This window comes from Sphingopyxis sp. BE235 (assembly GCF_031457175.1).
Classification (GTDB): domain Bacteria; phylum Pseudomonadota; class Alphaproteobacteria; order Sphingomonadales; family Sphingomonadaceae; genus Sphingopyxis.
In genome coordinates this window covers 478,134-491,427 of sequence record NZ_JAVDWC010000002.1, presented here as the reverse complement: position 1 = coordinate 491,427, position 13,294 = coordinate 478,134, and the positions used below count along the sequence as shown (strand labels likewise).

General features: G+C 65.5%; 12 protein-coding genes and 1 tRNA gene. 6 read left to right on the top strand and 7 right to left on the bottom strand.

The genetic code is table 11. The features are described 5' to 3' along the window. On the top strand, positions 1–1,140 hold the full coding sequence (locus tag J2X38_RS09590; protein ID WP_310253497.1) for an acyl-CoA dehydrogenase family protein: 1,140 nt from the start codon (positions 1–3) through the stop codon (positions 1,138–1,140). Next, positions 1,137–1,838, top strand: a complete 702-nt coding sequence (locus tag J2X38_RS09585; RefSeq protein ID WP_310253495.1) for an acyl-CoA dehydrogenase family protein — start codon at positions 1,137–1,139, stop codon at positions 1,836–1,838. The genes J2X38_RS09590 and J2X38_RS09585 overlap by 4 nt, the downstream gene beginning before the upstream one ends. A gap of 4 nt (positions 1,839–1,842) precedes the next feature. Here the strand turns inward: J2X38_RS09585 and J2X38_RS09580 are convergent, their stop codons facing one another. From J2X38_RS09580 to J2X38_RS09555, 6 genes are all read right to left on the bottom strand, one after another. Then, positions 1,843–2,973 (bottom strand): CaiB/BaiF CoA-transferase family protein, encoded by a 1,131-nt coding sequence (locus tag J2X38_RS09580; protein ID WP_310253493.1) that lies wholly within the window; start codon positions 2,971–2,973, stop codon positions 1,843–1,845. Between the two features lie 16 nt (positions 2,974–2,989). Next, the gene (locus tag J2X38_RS09575) at positions 2,990–4,240 is read right to left on the bottom strand and encodes an acetyl-CoA C-acetyltransferase (protein WP_310253491.1); all 1,251 of its coding nucleotides are present in this window, start codon (positions 4,238–4,240) and stop codon (positions 2,990–2,992) included. A 56-nt stretch (positions 4,241–4,296) separates the two neighbouring features. After that, positions 4,297–5,079, bottom strand: coding sequence for an SDR family NAD(P)-dependent oxidoreductase (locus J2X38_RS09570; RefSeq protein WP_310253489.1), 783 nt, complete (start codon positions 5,077–5,079; stop codon positions 4,297–4,299). Positions 5,080–5,092: 13 nt separating this feature from the next. Beyond that, a complete protein-coding gene (locus J2X38_RS09565) occupies positions 5,093–6,298 on the bottom strand; it encodes an acyl-CoA dehydrogenase family protein (protein ID WP_310253487.1) in 1,206 nt (401 codons plus the stop codon). Next, entirely contained in the window at positions 6,295–7,389 is a 1,095-nt protein-coding gene (locus J2X38_RS09560; RefSeq protein WP_310253485.1) for an acyl-CoA dehydrogenase family protein, read from the bottom strand. The genes J2X38_RS09565 and J2X38_RS09560 overlap by 4 nt, the downstream gene beginning before the upstream one ends. Positions 7,390–7,499: 110 nt before the next feature. Continuing rightward, positions 7,500–8,681 carry an acyl-CoA dehydrogenase family protein gene (locus tag J2X38_RS09555; RefSeq protein ID WP_310253483.1) on the bottom strand — a complete coding sequence of 394 codons (1,182 nt, stop codon included), beginning with the start codon at positions 8,679–8,681 and terminating at the stop codon, positions 7,500–7,502. 120 nt (positions 8,682–8,801) lie between these two features. On the opposite strand from J2X38_RS09555, the gene J2X38_RS09550 reads away from it, so the two are divergent. Together J2X38_RS09550 and J2X38_RS09545 are read left to right on the top strand one after the other, a co-directional pair. Next, positions 8,802–9,782, top strand: coding sequence for a nitronate monooxygenase family protein (locus J2X38_RS09550; protein ID WP_310253481.1), 981 nt, complete (start codon positions 8,802–8,804; stop codon positions 9,780–9,782). A gap of 114 nt (positions 9,783–9,896) precedes the next feature. Next, a complete protein-coding gene (locus J2X38_RS09545; protein WP_310253479.1) occupies positions 9,897–10,988 on the top strand; it encodes a flavin reductase in 1,092 nt (363 codons plus the stop codon). A 1-nt stretch (position 10,989) separates the two neighbouring features. Here J2X38_RS09545 and J2X38_RS09540 read toward each other — a convergent pair. Beyond that, positions 10,990–11,079, bottom strand: a tRNA-Ser gene (locus J2X38_RS09540). Positions 11,080–11,291: 212 nt separating this feature from the next. On the opposite strand from J2X38_RS09540, the gene J2X38_RS09535 reads away from it, so the two are divergent. Together J2X38_RS09535 and J2X38_RS09530 are read left to right on the top strand one after the other, a co-directional pair. Continuing rightward, the gene (locus J2X38_RS09535) at positions 11,292–12,287 is read left to right on the top strand and encodes a lytic murein transglycosylase (protein ID WP_310253477.1); all 996 of its coding nucleotides are present in this window, start codon (positions 11,292–11,294) and stop codon (positions 12,285–12,287) included. A 13-nt stretch (positions 12,288–12,300) separates the two neighbouring features. Continuing rightward, on the top strand, positions 12,301–13,263 hold the full coding sequence (locus tag J2X38_RS09530) for a septal ring lytic transglycosylase RlpA family protein (protein ID WP_310253475.1): 963 nt from the start codon (positions 12,301–12,303) through the stop codon (positions 13,261–13,263). Positions 13,264–13,294: the final 31 nt, after the last annotated feature.

The following is a 13,294-nucleotide window of genomic DNA, read 5'->3' as shown; positions in this document are numbered from 1 at the left end:
ATGCAAGGCTTTGCGCTCTATCCGTTCGATCCACCCGGCGACATTGCCGCACTGCGCGCCGATTTGCGGGCATGGCTTGCGGATAACCAACCGCAAGGCGATGTCGTTGCGCGGGCGAATTGCTGGGCAAGTTTCGATCCCGATTTCAGCCGCGCGTTGGGTGCGGCGGGGTACATCGGCATGACGCTGCCGGCGCAATACGGCGGCGGCGACCGCCATCCGCTCGAACGTTATGTGGTGATCGAGGAATTGCTCGCCGCCGGAGCGCCCGTCGGCGCGCACTGGATCGCCGATCGCCAGACCGGGCCGCTGATCCTGCGCTATGGCAGCGAGGAACAGCGGCAGCGCTACCTGCCGGGAATTGCGGCGGGCGAGCTTTATGCCTGCATCGGCCTGTCCGAACCCGGCGCGGGCTCGGACCTGGCCGCCGTACGAACGACTGCGCGCGAAACTGCCGAAGGCTGGCGCATCAACGGCCAGAAAATCTGGACCACCGGCGCGCATTTCTCGCACATCATGCTTGCGCTCGTCCGCACCGAAGAAGGGAGCGAGCGCAACGCCGGGCTCAGCCAGCTGCTGATCGACCTCAACACCCCCGGCATCACGATCCGCCCGATCATCGACATGGCGGGCCATCACGACTTCAACGAAGTCTTTTTCGACGACGCGCTGGTACCGCATGGCGCATTGGTCGGCGAGCGCGGGCAGGGGTGGAAACAGGTCACCGCCGAACTCGGCCTCGAGCGTTCGGGGCCCGAACGCTATCTGTCAAGCCACGCACTGCTCGTCGCGCTGATCGATGCGGCGGGCGCCGAACCTGATCCAGCGATTGCCGCGTTGATCGGCGAACTCACCGCCGAGATGTGGACGCTGCGCCAACTCTCGATGTCGACCGCGGCGAAGCTCGCGGCGGGCGAAGACCCGATGGTCGAAGCGTCGGTGGTCAAGGAACTCGGCAATGCCTTCGAACAGGACATGCCGCGCCGCGTGCAGGCGATCGTGACAAGCGGTTGGGACGATGAAGATGATCTTGCGAAGCTTCTTCGCGCGCTGCTCATCGCATCGCCCAGCTTCTCGCTGCGCGGCGGAACGCGCGAGGTGATCCGCGGGATCATCGCACGCGGATTGGGCCTGCGATGAGCGCGGCGCACGACATGCTGTGCAATACCGCGCGCGCGGTCTTCGCGGAGGCCGCGACGGCGGGGATCGCTCCGGTCGAGGAAGCGGGCTTTGGCCTGCTGCTTGTTCCCGAAGAGGATGGCGGTTTCGGCGGCGACTGGGGCGACGCGAATGCGGTGCTGCAAATCGCCGGTGTGGTCGTGCCCGATCTCCCGGTTGCCGAACTGATCGCCGGCGAAGCGTATCAGCCCGCGGCGACGGTGAGCCTGATGGCCGGTGCGATGGGGCAGGCGCTTGCGCTCTCGATCGAGCATGTGAACACACGCCAGCAGTTCGGCCGCCCGCTCGGCAAGTTCCAAGCGGTCCAGCAATCGCTCGCGGTGATGGCGTGCGAAGTGCGCGCGGTCGAAGCCGCCGCTGCGGCGCTGGCGACACGCCTCGATGCGATGAGCCTCGATCCGTCAGCCGCCGATTTCGAAATCGCGGCAGCGAAGCTCCGTGCCAATCGCGCCGTCGGCGTGGTCACCGCGATTGCGCATCAGGTGCACGGTGCGATCGGCTTTACCGAGGAATATGACCTGCACCGCGTGACGGTGCCGCTGATGCGCTGGCGCGGGGCGCACGGAAACGACGCCTATTGGGCGGCGCGGCTGGGCCGTCAGGTTGCCACCTTTGGCGGGCGCGGCCTCTGGGAAGCGATGACCGCGCGCGGCGCTTGAACAATCAGCGCAGCGCGCCACCTTCGCGGAGCGCGGCAATCCTGTCTGCATCATAACCCAGACCCGCCAGCACGGCGTCGCCATCAGCGCCGACTGCCGGTGCCGGCCGCGGCGTGTCGTTGACCGTTGCCGAATAGCGCGGGGCAGGGGCGGGCTGAACCGCGCCGCCGACGGTCAGGAAGGTTTCGCGCTCGACATTGTGCGGATGCTGCGGCGCTTCGCTCAGCGACAGGATCGGCGCGAAGCAGACATCGGTCATTTCCATAATTGCGCACCATTCGTCGCGCGTTTTGGTCTTGAACAGGGCGGTCAGCTTTTCCTTGAGTGGACCCCATTTCGACGGGTCGAGTTGGGCGTCGAAATCGGCATCGTCGGTCAGCCCGGTCTTCTCACGCAGCAGCGCATAGAATTGCGGCTCGATCGACCCGATCGAGATAAACTTGCCATCGGAACAGGCATAGCTGTCATAGAAATGCGCTGCGCCGTCGAGCATGTTGACGCCGGCTTCGTCCTTGAGCCGCCCAGCCGCGAGGAAGCCCCAGGTCATGCCTGCCAGCAACGCCGAACCGTCGGTCATCGCGCAGTCAATCACCTGACCCTCGCCGGTCTTCGCTGCATGAACGAGCGCGCTCGACATGCCGAACGCGAGCATCATCCCGCCGCCGCCGAAATCGCCAACATAATTGACCGGCGGGACCGGCTTCTCGCCCGCGCGCCCAATGCCGTGAAGCACACCCGACAGCGAGATGTAATTGATGTCATGCCCCGCCGCCTGCGCATAGGGGCCGAACTGGCCCCAGCCGGTCATGCGGCCGTAAACGAGCTTTGGATTGTCCGCGAGCAGCACATCGGGGCCGAGCCCAAGCCGCTCCATCACCCCTGGCCGATACCCCTCGATGATCCCGTCGGCGCTCTCGCACAGTTCACGCGCGATCTGCACCGCCGCGGGATTTTTCATGTCGAGCGCGATCGACGTGCGATTGCGGCTCAGTGGGTCGCGCGGGTCCATGAAACCGCCGGGGCGATCGATACGGATCACCTCGGCGCCATGGTCGGCGAGCATCATGCCGCAGAAGGGGCCGGGACCGATGCCGGCAAATTCGATGATCCTGATACCCTTCAGCGGCCCGGACATGATGCTCTCCTGTTCCTCAGATACGTTCGATGATGATCGCGGGTGCCATGCCGCCCGCGGCGCACATGGTGACGAGGCCATAGCGGCCGCCCGAGCGTTCGAGCTCGTCGAGCGCGGTGCCGATCAGGATCGAGCCGGTCGCGCCGATCGGATGGCCGAGCGCCATCGCGCCGCCGTTGATGTTCACCTTTTCACGGTCGAGAGCGAGGTCGCGGATGAACTTCTCGGCGACGACCGAGAAGGCTTCGTTGATTTCCCAGACGTCGATGTCGTCCTTGGTCAGCCCGGCCTTTTCGAGCACCTTCTTTGCGGCGGGAACGGGCGCGTTGAGCATCAGCGTCGGATCGTCGCCGATATTGGCATAGGCGACGACGCGCGCGCGCGGCTTTAACCCATGCTTGTCGGCATAATCCTTCGAGGTGAGGAGCAGCGCAGCGGCACCGTCGACAACACCCGAAGAGTTGCCGGCGTGATGGAAATGCTGGATTTCGACGTCGGGATAGCGGCGATTGACCTGCTTGCGGAAGGTGAAGCCGCCGCCGAGATCGAAATCAGCGAGGCCGGTGAAGGCAGGCTTCAACGATGCAAGGCCTTCGGCAGTCGTTTCGGGCCGCGGGAATTCCTCATGGTCGAGCGCGACGCTGCCGTCGGGGTTGAGAACGGGCACCACCGACTTGGCGAAGCGGCCTTCCTTAATCGCGCGGTCGGCGCGCTGCTGGCTGACGAGCGCGAGCGCGTCGAGCGCCTCACGGCTGATCCCTTCGATCGTCGCGATGGCATCGCCGCAGACGCCCTGGTGCGACTGCGGATGCAATTCGTCGAGCGCTTCGTGACCCGATCCCATCAGGCGCGGCGGCAGGCCGGCGTTCGCCTGTTCGGCAGCATAGGCGGTCGTATAGCTCATCATCTCGGTGCCGCCGGCGATGACGCAATCTTCCATGCCGCTCATCACGCTGGCCGCTGCGAAGTTCACCGAGCTGATGCCGCCGCCGCAGAAGCGGTCGAGCGTCGTGCCGCTGGCCTTGGTGTCATAACCCGCCGACAGCGCCGCCATACGGCCAAGGTCGCCGCCCTGTTTCCCGTTCTGGCTCGATGTCGACCAGACGATGTCGTCGACGGTCGCGGTGTCGAGATTGTTGCGGTCACGGATCGCAGCGAGCACCGTTGCGGCGAGATGCTGCGGGTGGAGGTGCGACAGCGCGCCTTTGCCGGGCTTGCCGATCCCGCGCGGGGTGCGGACGGCGTCGATGATATAGGCTTCGGCCATGAGAATATTCCTTTCGGTCGGGGAGTTAGCGGGGGGCCATGCGACCACCCCGAGTTTTAACGAGGGGCCATTCTGATCGCGCCGTCGAGACGCACCGCCTGGCCGTTGAAATAGGTGTTGCGAACCATCTCCATTGCGAGGCTCGCATATTCCTCGGCCTTGCCGAGGCGCTTGGGGAAGGGGACGGAGGCTTCGAGGCTCTCCTTCACCTTCGGGTTCATATTGCCGAGCAGCGGCGTTCCGAACACACCGGGCATGATCGAATTGACGCGGATGCCGAGGTCCATCAGGTCGCGCGCCATCGGCAGGACGAGGCCGTTCACCCCGGCCTTGGCCGAACCATAGATGACCTGCCCGATCTGCGCGTCCTGCGCGGCGACCGACGCGGTGAAGATGATCGCGCCACGCTCGCCGTCGTCCATCTCGGGAAGGTTCGCCATGCCCTCGGCGGCGATCGACCCGATGCGATAGCTCGCGGTCAATATGCCCGCGACGCCATAGGCATAATCCTCGGTCGGGGTGCGACGGAACGTGCCCGTTTCCTTGTCATAGGCGAGCGTCTTGCCGCGACGCGAGGTCATCGCGCAATGGACACAAACGCGCTCCTGGCCATGCGCGGCGCGCGCCTTGGCATAGCCATCGAGGACCGATTGCTCGTCGGTGATATCGACATGCACGAAGAGCCCGCCGATCGACGCCGCGACCTCTTCGCCAAGCGCGTCGTTGATGTCGAAAATAGCAACTTTCACGCCCGAAGCGGCAAGCGCTTCGGCGGTGGCGCGGCCGAGACCCGATGCGCCGCCCGTGACGACCGCTGCTAAGGTGGAATCGATTTTCATGGGCGCGCCCTCCTCAGGCCGGGATCTGGTTGAACGGGATGCCCTTGTCGGGGCGATGGTCTTGCGGCAGGCCGAGGACCTTCTCCGCAATCGTATTGAGCAAGGTCTCGTCCGATCCCCCCGCGATGCGTCCGGTGGGGGCGTTGATCCAGCTCGACGCCCAATCCTCCTTCTGCGACGCATGTTCGTCGAAAAGGAAGCCGTCGCTGCCCTGCAGGTCGAGCGCAAGCTCGGACAGCTTCTGGCGCGAGCGCACCGCGACCAGCTTGTTGAGCGAGCCTTCGGGCCCCGGCATCATCCCCGCCTGCATCATCAGCCGGGCGCGGACATTGATCGAATCGAGCCCGGCCCGCATCGCATAGTTGCGCGCGATCTGCTGCCGGATGCGGCCATCCTCGATCGCCGGGCGACCATTGAGTTGCACCGATTTCGCCAGATCGACGAACAGGTGAAGGTGCGGACCAAAGCCCGCGCTGTCGGTCGCGACATAGCGTTCGATCATCAGCGTCGCGATGGCGACCGCAAAGCCGCCGCCGACCGGTGACATGCGGTGATCGTCGGTGATCTTCACATCGTCGAAGAACACCTCGTTGACGTGGCTGTCGCCGCCCGCGAGCTTGATCGGGCGCACGGTCACGCCGGGCGCCTTCATGTCGACCCAGAAGTAAGTGAGGCCCTTGTGCTTCGGAACAGTCGGGTCGGTGCGCACGACGATGACCCCATAGTCGCTATAATGCGCCCAGCTCGTCCACACCTTCTGCCCGTTGATCTTCCACCCGTTGCCGTCGGGTTCGGCCTTGGTGCGCAGCCCCGCAAGGTCCGATCCGCCCGAGGGCTCGGAAAAGAGCTGGCACCAGATTTCCTCGCCCTGCAACGCTTTCAGCACACGTTCCTTGACGAACTCCCTGTCGCTGCCGAACTGCATCAACACGGGCACTGGCATGCCAAGCGAGATACCGAAATAGAAGCTCGGGAAGCCGTGCTTCATTTCCTCGGCGTCGAAGGTGACTTTTTCGAGATGACCGAGGCTCTGGCCGCCATATTCGACCGGCCAGTTAATCCCGGCATAACCCGCGTCGAACTTCGCCTTCTGATAGCGGCGGCCGAGCGCCAGATCATCGGCCTCGGACAGCCCTTTGCGCGCGTCGCGGCCAAAGGTCGGCGCCATCGAAGCAAGCCACGCCGCCGCCTTGGCGCGATAGGCTTCAAGATCGCTCATGCCGCTTCTCCTGCCAGCCGGTCGACGAGTATATCCTCCCAGAACAGGCTGCTGCCCTGTTCGATCGCGAGGCTGCGCGCGCGGCGCATTTGAAGGTGCAGCCCGATTTCCCAAGTGACGCCGATTCCGCCATGGATCTGGATGCAATCGCGCGCCGCCGTGTCATAGGCATCGGTCGCCGACAGGCGCGCCGCCGCCGCCGCTTTGATGATATCGGCGGCGCCTTCCCGCGCCGCGGCGTGGATGCAGTTTGCGCGCGCCAGTTCAACGAGCCCGTAGAGCTCGGCGATCCGATGCTTCACCGACTGGAAGGCGCCGATCGGCTGGCCGAACGCCTTGCGCGTCAGTGCGTAGTCGCGCGCAATTTCCATCAGCGCTTCGGCGCCACCGGTCTGTTCGTGCGCGGTCACCACGGCTTGCAACGCCAGGATATGGAGCGCCGCATTGCGCGCGGCGCCGCCGGCGGCGAGCTTTTCGGCCGGCGCTCCCGAAAAGCTGAGGTCCGCAATCAAACGGCTGTTATCGAAGCTTGCGACAGCCGAGCGCTGAACGCCGGCCAGATCGACGAGCGCGAGCACCGGCATATCCGAGCCATTCGCAAGGACGACCGCGACCTCGGCCGCCAACCCGGCCGAAACGCCGCGCGCCGTGCCTTCTAGCCGGTCACCGGCAAAGGTCACATCGGGCTGGCGGGGAAGGGCATCGGGGCCCGCCGCAAAAGCGATCGCACCGATCGTTTCGCCGCTCGCGAGCCCCGGAAGCCAACGCGCCTTCTGTGCGTCGGAGCCGAAAAGCTCGATCGCTTTCGCCGCGCCAAAGCTCGACGTCAGGAACGGCGCGCCGCTGATGCTGCGCCCCGCCTGGTGCGCGATCAGCCCCAGCTCGATCAAGCCAAGACCCAGTCCGCCATGCGCCTCGGGAAGCGCGAGCGCCGTCCAGCCCTGCTCCTTCGCGGTGTCCCAGAAGGGGCGATGATATTCGCCGACGGCTTCGAGCAGCGGCAGGAGCGCATCCTTGCTGACCCGTGCTTCCAGAACGCGCCGCGACTCGGTCGCGATCGCTTGCTGCCCTTCGTCGTAGAGGATGGTCATGCGCGCACCCTTCCTTCTCCCATTATCTCGTTGCGGCCAGTGAACCGGACGTTGACGTAAACGTCAAGCACTTTGACGCTACGCTTTCAGCCCCGCAACTGACGGCCGTGTCAGGCGAGCGCGGCCTTCCAGTCGCGGCGGATTTTCTTCGCGAGGCTCCATTTGTGGACCTCGGTCGGGCCGTCATAGATGCGGAACGCCCGGACTTCGCGGAATACCTGCTCAACGATCGTCTTGTCGGTGACACCGGTGCCGCCCATCACCTGGACGCAGCGGTCGGCGATGCGCATCAGCGCCTCCGACACGGCAACCTTCGCCATCGAGCTTTCGACGGTTCCGAGCGATCCGGTGTCGAGCACACCCGCGCACCAGTCGATCATCAATTCGGCCTGTTTCAGGTCGATCATATTCTCGGCAAGCATGAAACCGACGCCTTCATGGTCGATCAGCGGCTTGCCGAACGCCTCGCGACGGTTGGCATAGTCAGTCGCAATCTCATGCGCGCGGATGCACGCGCCGAGCCAGCGCATGCAATGCGACAGGCGGGCAGGGGACAAGCGCACCTGTGCGTAGCGAAAGCCTTCGCCGGCCTCGCCCAGCATCTGGTCGGCAGGGACGCGGAGGTTGTCGATCGTGAGCGTCGCGTGTCCTCCGGGCATCGAACTGTCGATCGTGTTGGGCACATGGTCGATGCGGATCGCTGGGTCGGGCAGGTCGACGAGGAACATGCACGCGCCTTGCTCGGACTTCGCCATCACGATGCCGACGCGCGCGCCCAGCGCGCCGGTGATAAAGGTCTTGCGGCCGTTCACCACCCAATGATTGCCGTCGAGGTGGCACTTCGTCTTCATCATCGACGGGTCGGACCCCGCGCCGCCGTCTTCGGCGGGCTCGGTCATGAAGAAGGCCGAGCGGACGCGCCCCTCGACCATCGGCTTCAGGAAACGCGCCTTGAGTTCGGCGCTCCCTTCCTTGCCGAGCAGATACATATTCCCCTCGTCGGGCGCCATCGTGTTGCAAGCGAGCGGGCCGAGCGGCGACAGGCCGCTCTTTATGAGCACCACTGCGGTTTCGCGCTGGTTGAGGTGGCTGCCATCGTCGAAGATATGCGGGGTCAGCACGCCCGCCGCACGCGCATGGTCGCGCATTTCCATCACCAATTCGTCGGTTGGTGCGCCATGATGGTCGCGGCGCGGATCACTTTCGTACGGGACCACGATTTCGCGCACGAAGGTTTCGACCTTTGCGGCGATGGCCAGCGCCCGATCCGATATGCCTTCGCCCGCCGTCATTCCGATTCCCTTCGCTATCTAACTATTACCTTTAGTCAACCCGACGTTGACGTAAGCGTCAAGTTATTTCATGGACCGGAGCGAAGATGCCGTAAGGGCAGTATCGCGCAGGAGATCGAAATGGCTTTCAAAACACGCATCACCGAAATGCTGGGCATCGAGCATCCGATCGTCCAGGGCGGGATGCAAAGCGTCGGCTACGCGGAACTGGCGAGCGCGGTGTCGAACGCGGGCGGCCTTGGCATCATCACCGCACTGACGCAGGCGAGCCCCGATGCGCTGCGCGAGGAAATCGAAAAGTGCCGGTCGATGACCGACAAACCTTTTGGCGTGAATATGACCGTCTTCCCGACGATCAACGCCCCCGATTACAAAGCCTATGCCCAAGCGATCATCGACGGCGGCGTCAAGATCGTCGAGACGGCGGGCACACAGGCGGTGCGCGAAATCTGGGAAATGCTGAAACCGCACGGCGTCACGATCCTCCACAAATGCACCGCGGTGCGCCACGCGCTGTCGGCCGAGCGCGCGGGCTGCGATATCATCTCTATCGACGGCTTCGAATGCGCGGGTCATCCGGGCGAGGACGATATCCCCGGCCTGATCCTGATCCCCGCCGCCGCCGACAAGGTGAAGATCCCGATGCTCGCGTCGGGCGGCTTCGGCGATGGTCGCGGCCTCGTCGCGGCGCTGTCGCTGGGCGCCGAGGGCATCAACATGGGCACGCGCTTCTGCGCGACGGTCGAGGCGCCCATCCACGACAATGTAAAGCAGGCCTATGTCGACAATGACGAGCGCGGCAGCTTCCTGATCTTCCGCAGCCTCAAGAACACTGCGCGCGTCGGCAAGAGCGACGTGAGCGAAGAAGTGGTGCGCCGCCTTGCGGTGCCCGACGCCACCTTCGCCGACGTCGCCGAACTGGTGAACGGCAAGGCAGGCCGCGAATTGCTCGAGACCGGCGACTTGACGAAAGGCGTGTTCTGGGCGGGCATGGTACAGGGACTGATCCACGATATTCCGACATGCCAGCAACTCATCGACCGCATCATCGCCGAGGCCGACGCGATTGTCGATCAGCGGCTCGCGTCGATGCGCGCGTAATTTGCCCGGCGTGCTGGCGTGGCGCGGCTGCTTTCGATATGATCCGATTCTTCGCAACTTGATCACATCGAAAGCCGCCGGCGCCCGCGCCCGCCGGCGCGGCAAGGGGGACGTTTGAGTCTCATCGAATATAAGGGTTTCGGCGGCGTCCCTCTGTCGGCCGACATGCTGGGCGACGAAAACGATCCCGCCGTGCTGCTCATTCCCGACGTCGGACAGGGCCGCGCCGCGTGGCGCGGCGTCGCCGACGCGCTGGTGCTTTCGGGGCGCCGCGTCGTCAATCTCGACCTGCGCGAAACGGGCGAAGCGGACGGACTGGCGCCGCATATCGAGGATCTGCGCGCGGTGCTCGCGCAAATGGGTTCACGTCCCGTCGTCATGACCGCCGGGCGCGGCGGATGGATCGCGACGCGCGCGCTGGCGCTCGATGGCGCCCTCCTCGCTGCCGGGTTGGTGCTGGTGGACATGCCGGTCGACGAGGATGCAAACGCAAACGACGTGCCCGCGCGGCTGGCGGTCCCGGCGCTCGTCGTCCGCGGCGGCTTTTCTCCCGCGCAGTGCAGCGCGGTCAGCGACACGTTCAACGCCGCGCTGCCCATGGGCGAGAGCGTCGACATCAACGAATGCGACCTCGAACTCGCGTCCGACCGCAAGGAAGCCTTGCTCGGCCAGCTGCTCGAATTCCTCGAACGGCGTCAGCCGCGCGAGGCAATGGAGTTCCAGGCCGGATCGGACCCGCGCACCCTGCGCGATGCGATGGGTTGCTTCGCTACCGGCATCACGATCGTCACCGCGCTCGACGCAGCGGGCACGCCGGTCGGCCTCACCGCGAACAGCTTCACCTCGGTCTCGCTCGACCCGCCGCTCTTGCTCGTGTGCATTGCCAACACGGCGGGAACCGCGCCCGCGCTCCGCGAGGCCGAACATTTCGGCGTGAATGTCCTGCAGATCGGCCAGCAGCCAACGTCGAACCGCTTTGCGGCAAAGGGCGAGGACCGTTTCGCCAACCAGCCGTGGGCGCCCGGCCAGACCGGCGTGCCGCTACTCGGCAGCTCGCTCGTCTCGTTCGAATGCCAGCACGAATCGCTGCACGAGGCGGGTGATCATTTCATTCTCGTCGGCCGGGTCGTGCGCGCGCAGTTCGAACCGCACCGCGATCCACTGCTCTATTTCCGCGGGAAGTACCGGCGACTGCATTTCGCCTGACTGGCGGACAGGGTGGGATTCGAACCCACGGTGAGCTTGCACCCACGGCGGTTTTCAAGACCGCTGCCTTAAACCACTCGGCCACCTGTCCGCACGGCGTCGCCATAGCGCGTGATGCCCTTGCGGCAAGCGAAACCTTGCCCGTTCGGCCCGCCCCGCGAATGACTCGCTTTGTCTCGCGGCAACCTAGTCAAGCCGCTCGCATCTGTGCGAGACACGTCTTATGGTGGGGACATGATGCACGCTATACGTTTCAGAATCGGACGCCTTTTTACATTTGTCACGGCGTTTCTGTCGGCATGGATGCTCACGGCGTCGGCGCCGCTCCTTGCACAGAGTAGCGAGTCGGGCTTCGACACCTATGTCCAGTCGCTTTGGCCGAAGGCGCAGGCGCGCGGCGTGTCGCGCACGACCTTCGACCGGGTGACCGCCGGGTTGACCTACAACCCGCGCGTTGTCGCGCTCGATCGCGACAACCTCGGCAGCCCGCCGAGCCCCAGCACGCCGATCCCGGCCTTTGCGCCGTACAGGACCAAGCATGTCGATGCGGCACGCATCGGCGGCGGGCGCCGCGTCCACGACCGGCTGCTCCCGCTCCTGTCGCGCATCGAGCAACGCACGGGCGTTCCGACCAGCATCATGATCGCCATTTACGGCCATGAAACCGCCTATGGTCAGGTCACCGGCAATTTCGATCTGCCCGAAGCGCTCGCAACGCTCGCCTATGAAGGGCGCCGCCGCAGCCTGTTCGAACCCGAACTGATCGCGACGATGGTGATGGTCGAACGCGGCGTCCCGCGCAGCGCCCTCAAGGGCAGCTGGGCCGGGGCGTTCGGTTATCCGCAATTCCTGCCGTCGGTCTATTTGCAGGTCGCCGAGGACGGCGATGGCGACGGCGTCGCGCGCATCTGGTCGAGCGAGGCCGATGCGATCGAATCGATCGGCTCCTACCTTCGCCGCGCCGGGTGGCGCGCCGGGCAGCCATGGGGCGTTGCGGTCACCGTTCCCCCGGGCTTCAACCGCGGCGCGGTCGCCAACCGCCTCGCACCCACGCGTTGCCCGCGCGTTTTCGATCGCCACAGCCGCTGGCGCTCGATGGCCGAATGGCGCGCCGACGGCATCGCGCCGCTCGGGGGCCGCTGGCCCGATGGCAATGTGCAGGCGACGCTTCTCGAACCCGATGGCCCCGGTCGAACCGCTTATTTGCTGACCGGTAACTATCGTGCGATATTGGACTATAATTGTTCCAACTTTTACGCACTGTCTGTGGGGTTGCTGGCGGATGAAATCGATCGTTAGGGGCGGGGGCCTGATGGCCGGAGCGATGCTGATGCTCGCCGGTTGTGGTAGTGTGGATGGCAAGCGCCAAGGTGGGCCGACGGCAAGCCCGACGCCTGCATCTTCAGTCGCGGGCGTGGCCGATGTGCCGGTCAAGGTCGGCGATCCCTATTCGGTCGGCGGCGTGACCTATACGCCCGCAGATATCCCCGACTATGACGATGTCGGCTATGCCAGCTGGTATGGCGAGGAACTCGCCGGGCAACCCACCGCGAATGGCGAGACTTTCGATCCCGCGGGCATATCGGCAGCGCACAAGACGCTGCCGCTGCCGAGCTATGTCGAGGTTACCGCGCTCGATACCGGGCGGACCATACTCGTGCGCGTCAACGACCGCGGACCGATGGTCGGCGACCGCCTGATCGACCTGTCGCGCGGTGCTGCCGAACAATTGGGCCTCTCCGACGGCGTCGCCGCGGTCCGCGTCCGCCGCACCAATCCGCCCGCGGCCGAACGCGCGCAGCTTCGTTCGGGCAAGCCCGTTCCCGAACGCATTGCGACGCCCGAATCGCTGCTGGCGATCCTGCGCAGCAAGGCTAAGGCGCTGCCGGTGCCCAAGACCGCGGTCGCTGCGGCAACGCCGGTCGCCGCTCAGCCCGCCGCGCCGATAGCATCGGGCAAGGCCAAGCCCGGTGACGACCGCTTCGTCGTCGAAGGTCCGGGGACGACAAAACCCGCACCCAAGCCCGCGCCGGCGGCAATGGCCGCCAAGCCCGCTGCCGCGGTCGCGGGAAAATACGCGATCCAGGTCGGAGCGTTCAGCAGCGAGACCCGTGCCAATGCGGCCGCCAAGTCGGTCGGCGGCCATGTCACCAAGGCAGGCAATCTGTGGCGCGTGCGCGTCGGCCCCTTCGCAAGCGACGCCGAAGCGCGAGGCGCCCTCGGCAAAGTCAAAGCCAGAGGCTTCCGCGACGCGGTGGTCCAGCGCGACCGCTGACGGCCTGCGCGTGGGGAGGCCAGGCATTATC